Source organism: Paenibacillus sp. NPDC058367 (assembly GCF_042723305.1).
Lineage (GTDB): Bacteria > Bacillota > Bacilli > Paenibacillales > Paenibacillaceae > Paenibacillus_AQ.
Genome location: NZ_JBHXIZ010000002.1, coordinates 449236 through 464972, shown reverse-complemented (window position 1 = coordinate 464972; position 15737 = coordinate 449236). Strand labels below are relative to the sequence as shown.

Here is a 15737-nt window from a genome sequence, read left to right as displayed (position 1 = left end):
TCCCTCGCATTCTTTGAGTTAGGTTTGAACGGATTTAAGAAAGCGCATTCATTCATATGTCTCACTTAGATATTAACCTTTATTGTGATAAATGTCTCTCATAAAATTAGAGATTAATGTAATTAATTTCAAATAAGATTACGAAAGCCTTGCCCTTAAAGGAAAGCTGGTTTTTATTAGGAGTAAATTTCCAATTGAAGCTATAGCATAGTATGCGCATTTATAATATAAAAAAGCCGACCTTTAGGTCGACTCCATCCAAACTTAACTCACAACTATGTTGAGTTCTTATTAAACCGTATAGTTCTCCAAAGAGATCTTCACACCATTCAGCAAAGCTCGCGGTTGCTCTGACTCGCTCTTCATACTCAAATGCAATCTATCGCCATTACTGGTCGTATAATGAGCCGCCAAGCCGCCTTCCATCTCAAATTGGGGTTCATTATGGGCCATTGCTATTACGAATGCATCCAGTCCGATGATGCCACGCTCTGCAGACTCCTTAACACCGATCGCCTCAACGATCACCCCACCCGGCATCCCTTGAACGGTTACCTCAATGTATCCCGGACGTTCCTGTAGCTGGTACGATTGAGATAAATATATTGCGAAATAGACATCCCCAACCTGACCGAATAAGGCGTTCGGGTCTTGCATCCACTCCCCATGAGGAAGAACACCGATGATCGTATTCTTTTCCCCCTGAGGAATGGGAAATAAAGAAATAACTACATTCTTGTGATAGAGGACCTCCATATAACGGCTCTGATGGCGAGGATCTCCCTCATTGTAGCCTTGACCTGGATGGAAGAAAAATAGCTGGTTAGACCCTCCTTCTCCATTCACAGGCAGAGAGAAAGTCCAACGGAGCTGTTCATTATCAAATTCCTCTACTCGTTCCCACATCCCGCCTGCTGCAAAATCCTCTGTAATATAGGCATAGGAATGAAGCAACGGTTGAGCATTCGGATCTGCTGGGACTACCTTCTGTGTAATCTTGGTGGTTTCCGCTGGCGTCCGCCGATTCAATGCAGCTGTTAAAGCCTCATCTGGTGCTTTATAGAATAGGAGTCCAGCGTATTCCGTGCGTGGCATTGCCTTTGAAAGCTTGAAGTCCCCGAACTGAACATAGTCATGAAGCACATTAGCATCCCCTGGTACATCATGTGGCCAACCTCTTGAATGTGCACCCACCCAAGCTCCACGTAAATAAAACTCTGCTCTTACCTTCCAAAGATGATCAAGCATGTCTTTAAGAGTAGTTATTAAATCCGTATCTTCTGTCGGGACAAGCTCCAAAGCGCAGGTAAACGCCTGTATCCAATGCCAGAACCACGGGAGACTGCCGTATTCTGGCATACCCTTAGAGCGGATGTATGTCAATGTGTCCTTCAAGCTTTGACGACCATCCTCAACGAGCACATCATCTGCAAACATAGTGCCAAAAATCAGCTTTGCTGCTGTATATTTCGCTTCATGATGCCCAAAAGTGATTACCGGCTTACGGTAGAAATCACTCCGATAAATGTGTCCAAATGCTGTATTCAGGACAATGCGAAGTTGAGCGTTTAGTGCTCCACCATATCTTTTGCAAAAGTAGGCCATCAGACTGCCCATAATTTCCACAGGCAATTCATGCGGCGAAGCCTCACGTGGAACCGGATTCAATCCAAGCGGCCAGTGCCCGTATAGCTCCGTGCCAGGTTGACGATTCTGTAGCATTAATGTCTCTAGCAGCACATCCTGTGCCTTCTGTTTCGCTTCTTCCCGGTCAAAAGGCAACGACAAAGAATCATCTACTGCAGCTGCAAAAAGATATGAGGCATAATAGAAGTTATTTCGCACATCATCGTGGAACCAGAGTCCACTCTCAAGCAGAGGCCGTCTCTGCGCTTCCAGCGCTATACTTATAATGATTTCTTGTTGACGGTCCTGATAAGTACTCTGAATACCATTCGACTCCAGCATTCAAGTTCAACCTCCCACATCTCAATTTTCAATAGTATGATAACAATCCTATAAAAGAGAACTAAGCATTTTAGATCTATTGTGCACACTTTTCGTTCATTTGGCAATTATTAAAACTTATAAATAAACTAAAACGAACCAACATCTAAAAATAAACACTTGTAATATGAACATAAATGGAGTAAATTGTACCTATACGAACGAAAATATGCTTGTGAAGGAGATTGAATATTCCATGGAAAGACGTTTTGCATCCCATCCTAATGAAGTTAAGCAGTTTGACACTGAGCGCCTCCGTAAGGAATTCCACATTCCTGTCATTTTTGCACCAGATGAACTGAAACTTGTACTTACCCATGAGGATCGCATGATCGTTGGCGGTGCTAATCCTGTTAAGGAAGAAGTTGCACTTACAACTGACCTTAAAGAACTTGGGGTTACTTACTTCTTGGAACGCCGTGAGCTGGGGATCATCAATGTTGGCGGTAAAGGTTCGGTTATTGTCGATGGTACAGAATATGAAGTAGATTTCAAAGAATGTCTGTATGTCGGTCAAGGTTCTAAAGATGTTATCTTCAAAAGTGCAGACGCTTCCAAGCCCGCTAAATTCTATTTGAATTCTGCGCCTGCTCACCAGTCCTATCCAACTACCAAAACCACTCTGGCTGAATCCGAATCTGGTGCAATGGGCGGTTTGGAGAACTCCAATGAGCGTACCATTCACCGGTTCATTCATACAAATGGCGTGCAAAGTGCTCAGCTAGTTATGGGTATGACTCAACTGAAGCCAGGTAGCATGTGGAATACGATGCCAGCACATACACATCCACGCCGGATGGAAGCATATTTCTATTTTGATCTACCGGACGATTCCGTTGTGTTCCACTTGATGGGAGAGCCTAATGAAACTCGCCATATCGTAATGCAAAACGAACAAGCGGTTATTTCTCCAAGCTGGTCCATCCACAGTGGTGTTGGTACTCATAACTATACTTTTATCTGGAGTATGGCTGGCGATAATAAAAGATATGATGATATGGACCCCGTATCCATGAAAGAACTACAATAGAGACAAGCTAAAACGCCTTCGGCGTCCTTTTAAGGACGATAAGCGTTTATGCGAGAATTATAAGGAAGAGTCTAGCGTGAAACTTAAACTTTCTTATAATTTTAATCAATTACGGAAAGCTGAGGCAAGCGGATGAACCCGATACGACGACATGAGATGATTATGGAAGTTATGCTGAACCAAAAAGATGTAACGGTGAATGAACTGAGCGATAAGCTACAGGTTACAGGAAAAACAATTCGTGAGGATTTAAGCAAGCTGGAGGAGCAAGGACTGATCGTACGTGTACATGGCGGAGCTGTGCTGGCACAAAGCGACCAGTTTGGTATTTTGCCCTCTAAGGATCCATTGGATAAGTATTCCGACGAAAAAACAGAGATCGCCTTGCGCGCGCTTGCTCATATTGAACAGGACGATATTATAGCTCTTGACGGCGGGAGCACAACGCTTGAAATTGCCCGACGCCTGGACAATATGCCTCTAACGGTAGTCACCAATGATGTATACATCATCAGCGAACTGGTTCCCAAAGATCATATTCGTCTCGTCGTTCCCGGGGGTTACCGTGTCCGCAATATGTTGGCCGGCCCTGAAGCCGTCTCTTATGTGCAACAACTTAATATTCAAAAAGCATTTCTGTCCTCGACAGCTGTTCATATCGAACATGGACTTTCTATTTATACAGGAGATTTAATTGAGTTTAAGCAAGCCCTTGTGTCTACTGCCCGTAAGGTGTTCGCGGTTGTGGATCATCATAAATTCGGCCAAACTGCGCTGCGTACATTCGCTTCTCTGCAGGAAGTTGACGTTATCTTGACAGATAAAGGACTCTCTCCCGAAACAGCAGAACAGTTCCGCAGTGCAGGCATTGCCATTGAATGTGAGTAATAACGGAATCAAATCCATTTAAATCAAAGGGGCGTAATTTATAATGTCATCATCATTATTCAGCTTGGCAGGTAAAACAGCACTCGTAACCGGTGCTGCTCAAGGTCTTGGACAAGGCATTGCCCTTGCCTTCGCAGAAGCAGGTGCGGATATTGCATCCGTATCGCTTAATACAAGTCAAGAAACCGTAAACGCCGCAAAAGCTTTTGGTGTAAAAGCGGTTAGCATCGAATCTGACTTAAGTGATCATAGCAACCTGCAAAACACATTTGACCAAGCACTTGAACTGACTGGTCATGTTGACATTCTCGTGAACTGTGCAGGAATGATCCGCCGTACTCCTGCAAAAGACCATAGTGAAAAAGACTGGTTCGATGTTATTAACCTGAACTTGAACACAGTGTTCCTTCTGTCTCAGATCGCTGGCCGCCACTTCCTGGAAAGAGGATCCGGCAAAATCATTAACATCGCCTCTATGCTCTCCTATCAAGGCGGAATCAATGTCCCTGGCTACACCGCGAGTAAGCACGGGGTTGCAGGTCTTACTAAAGCTTTTGCCAATGAATGGGCAGGCTCCGGTCTGAACATCAATGCGATTGCACCAGGCTACATGGCGACTGAAAATACAGCTCCAATCCGTGCTGACCAAAGCCGCTCGGATGCTATCTTAGATCGTATTCCAGCTGCACGTTGGGGAACACCTGATGATCTTAAAGGTCCTGCTGTATTCTTAGCTTCCGCAGCATCCGACTATTTGAATGGTCATATTCTTAATGTTGACGGCGGATGGATGGCTAGATAAATAACCTGAAATATTTAACCCGCTGCCTGTGGCAGCGGGTTATTTTTACTTAAACAAGCTTGTAATGGATTCCCCATCATATTTACTAGTAATTTTAAAACCTCCGGAGTGATACTTATTCTTACTAGCAAGATCAATGATATGCAGAAAATTAGTGTCAGTTAGAGTCATTCCAAAACGCAAAGCTTTATTTACACGTATACTTATCCAATAGGTTTCCGTGGTTTTATGAGAAGCACTACTTCTTTTTAATTTCACATTAGAAAATTCATGGATGATCTTTTGAATTTCTTTCGGATCATCAACAATTATTTTTTCTTCATTTGTAAATTTGAGAATTTCGATGGACGTGATTTCGGTTGTATCGATTCGATCTAGAATAATATTTTTAAATGAATTATAACTGTGATATAACGTAATGCTCCAAAAGCCAATAATGAATACTACAATAAACACGATGTACGGATTAGTTTTTTTCATTAATCTGAGCCTTCTATCTCCACAAATTCTCCCGGATGTGCCCGAATATACTCGCCAATCAACCTGTGGCTATCTTCGGCTATGTTCTTAAATCGTTCATATAAACCACTCATCTCATTCAACAACTCAGGATCTCGATCGAGATCCGTGATGGTAGCATCAACCCACTGTATTCCAAGTCTATTGTTTCTTTCTTCGAGAAATGCCTTTGTTTCCTGAAGCAAAAGAATCATCGGATCATCGCCAAAAAATCGTATACCTCCCATCACCCCTGTCCAATACCCCGGCAGGTCTTGCATGTAAGAAATCCAAGCATAATACTCCCCTTCGGAATTACGGCTGTGATCATGCATTACTCTGAACATACAAAGTGCTTTCTGTCCATCTGTGAGCTTTGAGATCACTTCGGATTTGATCGATGGTGATTTTGCGCGAATCTGCTGAAAGGTAGGCTCCATACAGGCCCATCCTAATCTTTCATCACTAAAAGTGTCCAAATCCTTCTGCTTCATGGTTACTAAATTCATTTAACTCCTCCTTTGATTAACATCCAAAAATATACATTTCATTCCAGCGGTTGTCAATAAGAACCTCCCTAACATTTAGGGTAATTCGAACGTTTTTATGATAGGCTTTAGAAAGAAAAAATCATCACAAAGGAGCTTTTCTATGCATAATGAGATACTTACCATTTTTGATGAAGCAGGCAACCGAACAGGTACGGCTCCTCGTGAAGAGGTACATCGGTTAGGACATTGGCATGAGACTTTCCACTGCTGGTTTATAAGCAAAGATCAGGAAATACCCTATATCTATTTACAACTTCGGAGTGAACAGAAACAAGATTATGCGGGACTACTGGACATCACGGCCGCCGGACATTTGCTAGCAAACGAAACTGTAGAAGATGGAACACGCGAGGTTCATGAAGAGCTGGGACTGGATTTATCCTTAAAAGACCTAATCCCGCTAGGGACAATTCCTTATAGTATGAAAAAAGAAAAACTTATCGATAATGAACGAGCGCATGTCTTTGTTTATAACAATCCCTATCGTCTAGAAGATTTTCAGCTACAAAAAGAAGAGGTCGCCGGCATTGTCAAAGCTAAGTTCTCTGATTTCCGCAGATTTTGGCAGGGAGAAATACATAGTCTACAAGTCAACGGTTTTCAAATCGATCCGCATGGACATAGAATTACCATTGAGCAGGATGTAGACATGACCCATTTTGTACCCCATGAAGTGGGTTATTATACTCGTATTATCGAGGGTATCGAAGCTATATTTCTAAAATCACCAGTAGTAACGGAGGACAAATGATTATTGATCAACGAACATTTACCGTGAAAGGAACCCAATACACTATTAGATCTGCAATCACTACGGATGCTATGACATTGTCCAAATTAAGAGTACAAATTGATGGTGAGACCGAGAATTTAGACAGAGAACCAGGGGAGGCTTTTATAGACGAAATAGAGTTTCAGCAGCTTATCCTATCTGATTCAGAGAAACTAAGAAACTTATTTCTAATCGCGGTAGTTAATAATCAAATCGTTGGGTTCTCTAGATGCGAAGGCCATTCATTAGCAAGATTCGCTCATAAAGTCGAGTTCGGAGTATGTGTGCTGCAGGATTATTGGGGTTATGGAATTGGAAAAAATCTTTTAGCAGAATCGATTGCTTGGGCCGACGCTAACGGTATCCAAAAAATCACTTTAAATGTCCTCGAAACGAACGACAAAGCTATCACCCTTTATCAGAAGCTTGGCTTTGAGATCGAGGGAATATTAAAAAATGATAAGATTCTTGCTGACGGAAAATTCTATAACACGATTATGATGGGACGATTTATGGATTGATAGTAAAAAGGCAGAACCTGAATCCCTCAGGTCCTGCCTTCTTTTTATACTAACGATTTACGCTTCAACATTGCGAGATCATTTACAGCTAGATTTAACACAGACGGAGCAGCAGTGCCTGAGCACAAATCCGTATAATCCGCTCCATCTAATTGTACCGCTTGCGGACTGCCGCTGTAGTTTTGCACAAAAATATAATCACTCTCTCCATCCGTACGAAGCTGCGCTGTCACACCAGTTGGAAGCTCACTATCAAGCGCACGAGTAATTCCTGCTTTTGCAGTGATTGCAGCATACAATTCAACGTAGAAAGAGGCGTCTTTTACACGAGTAGCGAGATGATACGCATTTCCTTCACCGAAATGATTTACCGTAAGCGCTGGACGGCCAGCATAGAAATCGCTGCGATAAGTGCCTAATGCTTCCGCACCTTCCAAGTGGATCAGCTCAGCAATTTCATGCGCATCATAATCTCCACTAAGATTAAGTGCATTGCTCGCCTGCATTACAACACCATTCAAATCACGGCTATGCAGCCCTTCGGTCTCTTCTGCCCAAATGCCGAGCGTTCTACGTAGTGGTCCAGGGAATCCACCCAAATGACATAAATCCGTTTCGTTAACGACACCAGACCAATAGGTTGCCAGGAAAGTTCCGCCTTGCTCAACAAACTTCTCGATACGCTTTCCATTCTCTTCGCTGATCAGATATAACATAGGTGCGATCACCAGCTTGTAAGCGGACAGATCATCCCCCGATCCGATCATATCAACTGGAATTCCTAGCTCCCAAAGGGCACGATAATGCTGTAGTACAGTCTCCTCATAACGCAATCCGGAATTACGAATGCCTTGCGCATCCTTGATCGCCCAGCGGTTGTCCCAATCGAAAATAATCGCTGTTTTTACTGGAGTTGATGTACCTACTACTTCTGTCATTCCCGCCAGCGTCTTTCCTACCTCTGTAACGTCTTTAAACACACGAGTTTCGGAGTGGCCGCTATGGTCAACAACTGCACCATGGAACTTCTCACTAGAGCCCCGGCTTTTACGCCATTGGAAATATTGAACGGAATCCGAACCATGTGCTACCGCTTGAAGTGAAGACAGCTTGTGCATGCCAGGACGCTTCAGCTTACTGACCGATTGCCAGTTCGTAAGAGACGGCGTGCTTTCCATGAGCAGGAACGGTTTCTTTTTAAAAGAACGCATTAAATCGTAGTGCATTGCCGCCCATGCCGCTAATCTAGCATCGTCACCGTCTTCAGTATAATGCCATTCTGGATAAGCATCCCATGAGACAACATCCAGAATTTTGGCCAGTTCGCGGTAATCAATGCCATCGATCATATGCATATTCGTCGTAATTGGCAACGCTGGATTGTATGGGCGAACAGTATTGATCTCATGCTGACAGAAATCAATCGTCCGTTCGCTGACAAACCGCCGCCAGTCGAGATTCAAGCCATGTACTTGCGTCTCTCCATGTGGAGCCGGGGATTCAATCTGTGTCCATGAAGTGTAGGTATGACTCCAAAAAGTAGCCCACCAAGCATGATTCACCTCATCCAGACTGTTATTGTATTTGACCTTTAACCAATCTCTAAAAGCATTCTGACAAAGATCACAGTGACATTCGCCACCGAACTCATTCGAAATATGCCAACCGATAACCGCAGGATGCTGGCTATAACGTTCTGCTAGCTTCGCATTTAAAATCGCAGTCTTTTCCCGATACACAGGCGAGGTGAAGCAATGATTATGACGGAAGCCATGTAAATTGTGAACACGATTACGTTCCACTCTTAGAACTTCAGGGTACTTCTCAGACATCCAAGCAGGTCGTGCTCCACTAGGAGTTGCCAGGAAAGCATAAATCCCATTCTCTGCAAAAGAATCCAAAACACTATCGAGCCAATCGAAAGTGAATACACCTTCTTCAGGCTCTAGGGATACCCAAGAAAAAATTCCGACAGACATCACATTGCAATTCGCAAGCTTCATCAGACGAATATCCTCACGCAAAATTTCTGGGTACTTCAGCCATTGCTCAGGATTATAATCGGCACCGTGCAGCATCACTGGTGCTTTGCTGCTAATCGGGGAGTGTTTTTTAGTCATAATGTAAGATCATCCTCTCAATTCTGCCCATTTCTTAAATGGGACTATTCTCTGATGAGACGCTAGATGCTTAAGCTATCAAATTCACGAATCATCATTTATACTATTTATAATATAAGAACATTCATCCCGATCAGTAGGAATATACTCTCGAAGTGATAGTACAAAATGAATATGAGGTGAATCATCCTGCTTCCTTTTTCACTGATAGAACTACCGCGCGACGCTGAGACGCTTCCCTTATATCCCTACTCTGTAGGTCGTCATATACAATTTCATCATGTGCGCCCTACAGGTTTTCCTGTTCATCAAATTTTTCTGATTCGTACCGGAACTGGGTTGTTTCGTGATCTGGAGACCGGTACTGAAACCATACTAGAACCTGGAATGGCTTTCGCTTTCCCACCGGATCGAGGACACGAATATTATCCTACCTCACATGAACCATGGCATGTCGGTTTCATCGGAATCGAAGGGAGTCAGTCGCAAGGAATGCTGGAGGGGATTGGCCTTCTCCCTTCTCTCCCCTATCATCCTGCTCATTTTGAACAATGTTGGGAGGAAATCGGAAAGATCTGGCATACGGTGAACAATCAGACGGCTAGTCGTCAAGACGAGCAAGGGATGGAGGATCTATCTATAACCCTATATAGATTACTTCTGATGTTACGTCGTTCTGAATCCATACACTCCTCAGGCAGTCGTTTAGAACTTGAGTCTGTGCGTAATGAAGCGTTGGCTAAAGCGGTTGAACTTATTAACGAACATTATACTGAGCCACTCCTTATCTCCAATCTAGCTGCTGCTGTGGGGTATTCCGTCCAGCATTTCCAGCGTCTATTCGTACAGGAATATGCCGTAACTCCACATAAGTATCTACAGAATCTGCGACTAGAACGTGCGATACAGTTAATGACAGAGAATGCTGATATTCTCGTTCAGGATATTGCGATTCAACTGGGAATGGAGACGAATTATTTTATCCGAATCTTCCGAAATACTTATGGCTGTACACCTGGGGTGATGAAGCTTCGGCTTTTAGAGGGTGAACAAAAAAGATAACGAAATCCAAAGGGATATCGTTATCTTTTCATTTAAATATAGGATGAAGTTAATCCCGCAGCAATTCGTCCCTCACTTCGGTCAGTACGAATCCAAGTAGGTTCCTACCCCGCCATTTTACGGGATTCTCCGCATCCGGATTGGACTGGCTCATACCTATTCCCCAAATGCGATCCTGTGGGCTAGCTTCGACGAGAATACGGTTTTTCGTTGACTTGAGGTATTCGCCAAGCTTCGGATTCTGCGAAAATTTGGCTATATTTCCTCTTTTGACAATGTCATAGCATTCTTTATCCCAAGTGTCATTTTCGAAGTTTCTTACTGCACGCCCGTAGGCTTTCATCTCCTTGGGATGCTTAGCTTTAAGGATCGCGTCCAACATATCGTCATCTCCAAACAGTCTTGCTTTCTCGGACATCATAAACTGCTCGACACAGGAATACTCGATCCCCTCTACCACGAAAGGACTCATCCACCATTGGCTGAAGCAGCTTTTGTCGACGCCGTCGTGCTTTGGCGGTGTATGGCCCCAGAAGAACACAAACTTGAACGTTTTGCCCGCGATATAAGCTTTTCTTAACTGCTCGATATTGTATATCATTGATATTCCTCCATATTTCTCCGATATAAGCGGGAAGGACGGTGTCCCGCATTTTCAGTATAATGATCGGTCTCCGCTACGAGATCCGCTACTTTACGCCGGAATGCGGCTTTCAACAGCTCTTTGTCTAAGATCACCTCATAAACCTGCTGCAGATCCGTCAAAGTGAAGAGATCCGGCATCAAGTTTAGCGCAATATCGGTGTAATTCACTTTTCCCCGCAGTCTCTCAATAGCGCAAGCTATAATCTTCGCATGATCAAAAGCCAATCCGTCATTTGATACAATGGAGTAAGCGGTTGACGTAGAGGCCGACTTTGATGTCATCGTCCGACCCACAACTGCCGTAAACTCTTCTTCATCGCTACTTAACTTGAGCTCGTATTCCTTCGTTTTCACATACCCATCCTCAATAATCTCTTTCCGCTCGCGCAGAAGCCGATAGGTTACCTTGAACCAGGCAGCATGGACAGCGTCATCTCCTGCTTTCAGCTGTACCTGATCACTGTTGATTAAGGCCATGTAGCTGCAGCTCATCACCCAGGTACGAGGGTCCCTTCCAACATCGCTGAAGGTGTACAACTGCTCCAAATAAACGTCATCCACACCGGTTTCCTCACTCAGCTCCCTCACCGCCGCCTGCTCTGTCGTCTCGTCCGGCCGGACGAAGCCGCCTGGAAGTGCCCAATTGCCCAGGAACGGGTGACCTCCCCGCTGAATGAGCAGAATTCGCAGCTCTTTTTCCGGAAGCTTGCGGTAGCTGTCCGCCTCCGTGTTCGTAACGGTGAAAATGACCATGTCCGCCGCCACCGAAGGCCGCTCGAAATCCCCGGCATGGTACTGCTCTAAAAATTGACGTTCCGTAAGTCCATCGCGATCCAACATATTCATGTATCCTTGCCTCCTTTGTTCTTTATTCTAGCCATTCAACTCTCCGAAATAGTTCCGGTAGGGCTCGAACTTTGCCAAGACCTCACTTACTTTGTGCATTCGTTCCTCTAGGTTTCCTCGCAACGTGATATAGGGAATCCGCCGCTCTTTCAAATCGGCAATGATTTGCTTATGAAAAATATGCCGCTTCTGATCCCCACTACGGTCCCATGTATTCTCATAAGGAATATCATCGTCACACAGGAAAAACAGATCGTAGCGCTGCGCGTTTTCTAATGCGATCCGGGCTAAGCATTCAGGAGCCCGGCCGTGGTAATCCAAAGCAAACATATATGTGGTAATTGCATTGGTATCGACAAAGAGATATCGGTTAGCTTCCAGCATCGCCTGCTCCTCACGTTCGATATGGCCCAAAGCGATCTCATCGAACGCTTCTAGGCTGATTCTACGATCCACTTGATGCTCGGTCCAGTAATCACGCCCATATTCGCTCGCAAAGGTTGTGCGATACCGCTGCGCCAGCGCTTCGGTGATTGTAGATTTGCCAGTCGACATCGCTCCCACAAAAACCACTTTCGTGATTAACCCCCTATACACGACATCACTTACAAATCTGCGATATTTATAAGGGTCGGCACGTACCATCGTGGCCGAAATCGGCACCCGCTCACGGGCTTCATCCACCCGCCGGTCCACCGCGCCTAATGCGACACTCATATGCTCACCGTAAAACTCACTAGAGTAAAAATGCGTCACTTGCTCGCCCTTCAGCAGCCCTAGAATATACTGCTCCTCTCGAATCTCATGCTCCCGATCGTTCGAATACCCGTCTGGACCGTCCCAAGCTTCGATTACCCGGACCGTCGGATAGAGCTTGCGGATCCAGTTCGCCCGGATATGAAGCGGAATCGGGGTCACCGTCGTTTCGTAGATTACCACAATCAATTCGTCGACCTCTTGCAACGCCGTCTCTATCATGAATTGATGACCTTTATGCAACGGGGCAAACTTCCCCAGTGTTAATCCAAGCGTCTTCATACCGATACCTCCTTAGCCCCTTTATTCCAATTGTAATAGCCGTATGCCGCGTTAATCAGATATGCACTCCACATGACGATCATTAGCACCCCTTCGCTACTGCCTTCCAGCATCCGAATTACCCACAACAACACCGTAAATATATTCAATACAATGTAGACCAGCCATTGTTCCTTAAATCTTCTGACCATTAAAAAGGTAGCCACAATGGATAATACCGTTGTAATAGCATCTATATAAGGCGAGTTCTGCCCTGGGATGAACGATAGCCCGATTCCCAGTAACAGGCAGCCTATTATGCAGACCGCTCCAACAAGGAACAGCCACTTAAGATCCATCTGTCGCATGGATAGTTTGCCGTCTTGGCGGTTGTTTTTCCACATATAGAAGCCAATGACATTCATAGGTACAAAGAATAACAAATTCAGCATGACCTCTCCAAACAAACCGTTTATATAAGCCAAGTACGCGTAACCAACGGTATTGTACATTCCGAAAACATAACTCATCAGGTTTCCTTTCGCCGCGAGCACCACACACAGCACCCCGGTGATAAAGACCGTAAATCCGAATAAGGAATCTTTAGAAATAACCGTAAACGCAACAGCAATAGAGGTAAATAAAACTAGCCAGACGATTTCAAACAGATTCCAACCACCCCATGTTTTATTCACTTTCATCCGCTCCCTTTCATTAAATTTCCTAATCTTCACCATTCAGTTTGTTGTTAGTAACTTTTTGATAATAACAATTTGTTAATATCAAATATAGCAAAAAGGCGAGGAAGATGCAATAAAAAGGTGAGAATAATTTCCAACTTAAGTTTGGACCCAGTCCATGGTCGGTATCCTCTTCCTTAGCATAAGCCTATTTCTAGAATCAGCTAACGGTACTTATTCTTGACAATGATTTCTGGCAAGAATATACGCTGACAAAGGAAAAAACCCGCGATTTACGCGGGTTGGCGTTCGAACATGTATTTGTCATCCAGCTACTTCTTCTTCTCTGCTACTACGCTCGAATTATTGCCCACGGGCGTAATTCTTATAGAAATTTGTTACAGCTTAATTAAAAGCTTTATCGGCTGTGGAGTTTGGAGAACATTCTTGCAGATTGTGTTCCCGCTGCTTATGCCGGTGATTGCCACAGTAGCGATTTTAAATACGCTACATTTTCATGCAAAAATATATCATTAACGGCATCACGTCCGGTTCGTTAAAGGGATAGGGAGTTAGCTCTAGCTCTTCTTTCTGCAATCAGTTTTTTCAATGAATAATTTATCTCTCTATATAACAGGCGCTATTTCATTTTTTCCTTCTTAGTATCCTACTCTTTTTTTTGCATGGATCGTAACGGTAATCGGCATATCGGCTTCTGCGTAAATTGATCGTAAGTACTTGGGTGGATGGGTTGCGCAAGATGAAATAACGAATAGTTTCCCCATCAGCGATTGAGTCGCCTGGAATACCTAAAATAGCGTCAACTATTATATTTGTGCTTGTCTGTTTTATAATTTTTAAACCCAACACTCTGCTAGGCAATCCCCCCGTATCTGCATCAGGAGAGTAAAGACGTCCTCGAATGTTTTTAAAACCTGCGGAGCAAATCATGCGATTTGCGTACACATTGTTCCAAAATTGGCGGTAATACCGAAAAATTTTGATTCGGGTCGAGAATCGCAAGGGAAGTCTGTAGTAATCAAAATCACCGATTCGAATCGGTGGACTGTTTAGATCATACGAAAAGACTACTTTCTCCCATGCCTTTTCCGCATTCTGAATAAATGCCATAAGTCGTTTTCTCGAAACCATGCCGTCCCCCTCCTTATCGCTCTTCCATTGCATACTATGTATGTTACCTTATGGAAGGCACGGCAAGAATGGATCCTCGTATTTCATGATTTTTCATTTCATGATGTTTGCCGGCTCATAAGTAAAAACCTTATTTTTGAGACAGCAACTTGTAGCAAGGAACGATTACTGCTCGCACTTCACGCATTACAATCTTCGTTGTCAAGGAGCAAATGAAGATGATAGCGGATATCCGAGCATTGAAAAATAAAACAGATTTCATCCTTGTATACCTACATTTCGGGAGAGAATATCGATCATTTCCATGCAAGCTGCAGCACACAAAAAAAACGCGACTAAACCGTTCCTACCGGCAGCCGCGTCATTTCTTGCTAAGTAATTTTCTTATCGTTCTAGCAGTAAATCTAAATCCCGAAAGCCTGGAGTGCTTTTTCGATGAAATGTCCAAACGTACCTTTCCGGTAAAGCATATGTTGCAGATAACTGAATTTTCAAGGAGGGAAGCATATTGAATAAGAAAAGAAAACGTCAACTCCCCGTTCGCAAACAGCAAAACGAATTTATAACACCTGCAATTTTAAGACGAACGATACGAAATGTGCTGCCCTTCTATCGCGAAATCGTGCGCAATCCAGCATACTCAGCTGCATGGGTACAAGCGGTGAATACGATTGATTTTGTGCAGATGGAAAGACTGTTTCAAAAGGTAAGCCATGCCCCAATTGCAGAATTGGGATCAGGGTACAGTTTCGGCTTTCGTACACCTATGCGGGATCGACTATACGTCAACGGTTTTTTTCTTGACCCCGCTCAAAGTAAGTATAAAGTGGGAGAACATCTCGTAGTAGTACAAGCTATTCTTCCCTTATACCTCAGGTTGGCGACTGATATTCCATTTGCAACGCGTGTCACTGCCGCAATTAATTCAGGTAATACGACAAGACTGAACAATTTAATTCGTGGATTAATACGCTCCCGTTTTTTACTAACTATCAGAGCACAAGATTCAGGATTCAGAATCAGCTTTAGATTTCCGATCAGTCGCAAAATATATACTAATTACATCTTACTAGGAATGGGCTAGTTAGTTGTGAAGACTGCCGGCTTTCACTGGTGGCAGCAACTGATTGAACTACTCGCGACTAG

General features: G+C 43.9%; 16 protein-coding genes. 7 read left to right on the top strand and 9 right to left on the bottom strand.

Features of this window, described 5'->3' with window-relative positions:
* Positions 1-291 precede the first annotated feature (291 nt).
* A complete protein-coding gene (locus ACFWMP_RS12725; RefSeq protein WP_379423840.1) occupies positions 292-1968 on the bottom strand; it encodes a hypothetical protein in 1677 nt (558 codons plus the stop codon).
* Positions 1969-2203: 235 nt separating this feature from the next.
* On the opposite strand from ACFWMP_RS12725, the gene kduI reads away from it, so the two are divergent.
* From kduI to kduD, 3 genes are all read left to right on the top strand, one after another.
* Positions 2204-3037: a 5-dehydro-4-deoxy-D-glucuronate isomerase gene (kduI, locus tag ACFWMP_RS12720; RefSeq protein ID WP_076286208.1), complete on the top strand. Its 834-nt coding sequence runs from the start codon at positions 2204-2206 to the stop codon at positions 3035-3037.
* A gap of 132 nt (positions 3038-3169) precedes the next feature.
* A complete protein-coding gene (locus ACFWMP_RS12715) occupies positions 3170-3925 on the top strand; it encodes a DeoR/GlpR family DNA-binding transcription regulator (RefSeq protein WP_076286209.1) in 756 nt (251 codons plus the stop codon).
* A 43-nt stretch (positions 3926-3968) separates the two neighbouring features.
* Positions 3969-4727, top strand: coding sequence for a 2-dehydro-3-deoxy-D-gluconate 5-dehydrogenase KduD (gene kduD, locus ACFWMP_RS12710; RefSeq protein WP_042189303.1), 759 nt, complete (start codon positions 3969-3971; stop codon positions 4725-4727).
* Positions 4728-4772: 45 nt separating this feature from the next.
* Here the strand turns inward: kduD and ACFWMP_RS12705 are convergent, their stop codons facing one another.
* Positions 4773-5207 (bottom strand): hypothetical protein, encoded by a 435-nt coding sequence (locus ACFWMP_RS12705; RefSeq protein ID WP_379423839.1) that lies wholly within the window; start codon positions 5205-5207, stop codon positions 4773-4775.
* The gene (locus tag ACFWMP_RS12700) at positions 5207-5734 is read right to left on the bottom strand and encodes a hypothetical protein (RefSeq protein WP_379423838.1); all 528 of its coding nucleotides are present in this window, start codon (positions 5732-5734) and stop codon (positions 5207-5209) included. The genes ACFWMP_RS12705 and ACFWMP_RS12700 overlap by 1 nt, the downstream gene beginning before the upstream one ends.
* A gap of 142 nt (positions 5735-5876) precedes the next feature.
* Between ACFWMP_RS12700 and ACFWMP_RS12695 the strand changes: the two genes are divergently transcribed.
* On the top strand, positions 5877-6527 hold the full coding sequence (locus tag ACFWMP_RS12695; protein ID WP_379423837.1) for an NUDIX hydrolase: 651 nt from the start codon (positions 5877-5879) through the stop codon (positions 6525-6527).
* A complete protein-coding gene (locus tag ACFWMP_RS12690) occupies positions 6524-7069 on the top strand; it encodes a GNAT family N-acetyltransferase (RefSeq protein WP_379423836.1) in 546 nt (181 codons plus the stop codon). Before ACFWMP_RS12695 ends, ACFWMP_RS12690 begins: the two co-directional genes overlap by 4 nt.
* Positions 7070-7113: 44 nt before the next feature.
* On the opposite strand, the gene ACFWMP_RS12685 is transcribed toward ACFWMP_RS12690, so the two are convergent.
* On the bottom strand, positions 7114-9189 hold the full coding sequence (locus ACFWMP_RS12685) for a beta-galactosidase (protein ID WP_379423835.1): 2076 nt from the start codon (positions 9187-9189) through the stop codon (positions 7114-7116).
* A 282-nt stretch (positions 9190-9471) separates the two neighbouring features.
* On the opposite strand from ACFWMP_RS12685, the gene ACFWMP_RS12680 reads away from it, so the two are divergent.
* The gene (locus tag ACFWMP_RS12680; protein WP_379423834.1) at positions 9472-10251 is read left to right on the top strand and encodes an AraC family transcriptional regulator; all 780 of its coding nucleotides are present in this window, start codon (positions 9472-9474) and stop codon (positions 10249-10251) included.
* A 49-nt stretch (positions 10252-10300) separates the two neighbouring features.
* Here the strand turns inward: ACFWMP_RS12680 and ACFWMP_RS12675 are convergent, their stop codons facing one another.
* From ACFWMP_RS12675 to ACFWMP_RS12655, 5 genes are all read right to left on the bottom strand, one after another.
* Positions 10301-10852 carry a riboflavin biosynthesis intermediates N-glycosidase gene (locus ACFWMP_RS12675; protein ID WP_076300607.1) on the bottom strand — a complete coding sequence of 184 codons (552 nt, stop codon included), beginning with the start codon at positions 10850-10852 and terminating at the stop codon, positions 10301-10303.
* Entirely contained in the window at positions 10849-11742 is an 894-nt protein-coding gene (locus ACFWMP_RS12670) for an NUDIX hydrolase (RefSeq protein WP_379423833.1), read from the bottom strand. The genes ACFWMP_RS12675 and ACFWMP_RS12670 overlap by 4 nt, the downstream gene beginning before the upstream one ends.
* 27 nt (positions 11743-11769) lie before the next feature.
* Complete coding sequence (locus tag ACFWMP_RS12665) at positions 11770-12780, bottom strand: AAA family ATPase (protein WP_379423832.1); 1011 nt, start codon at positions 12778-12780, stop codon at positions 11770-11772.
* Positions 12777-13454, bottom strand: coding sequence for a nicotinamide riboside transporter PnuC (pnuC, locus tag ACFWMP_RS12660; RefSeq protein WP_339242019.1), 678 nt, complete (start codon positions 13452-13454; stop codon positions 12777-12779). The genes ACFWMP_RS12665 and pnuC overlap by 4 nt, the downstream gene beginning before the upstream one ends.
* 630 nt (positions 13455-14084) lie before the next feature.
* The gene (locus ACFWMP_RS12655) at positions 14085-14591 is read right to left on the bottom strand and encodes a DL-endopeptidase inhibitor IseA family protein (RefSeq protein WP_042189324.1); all 507 of its coding nucleotides are present in this window, start codon (positions 14589-14591) and stop codon (positions 14085-14087) included.
* Between the two features lie 508 nt (positions 14592-15099).
* Between ACFWMP_RS12655 and ACFWMP_RS12650 the strand changes: the two genes are divergently transcribed.
* Positions 15100-15675, top strand: a complete 576-nt coding sequence (locus tag ACFWMP_RS12650; RefSeq protein WP_379423831.1) for a hypothetical protein — start codon at positions 15100-15102, stop codon at positions 15673-15675.
* The last annotated feature ends 62 nt before the right edge of the window (positions 15676-15737 follow it).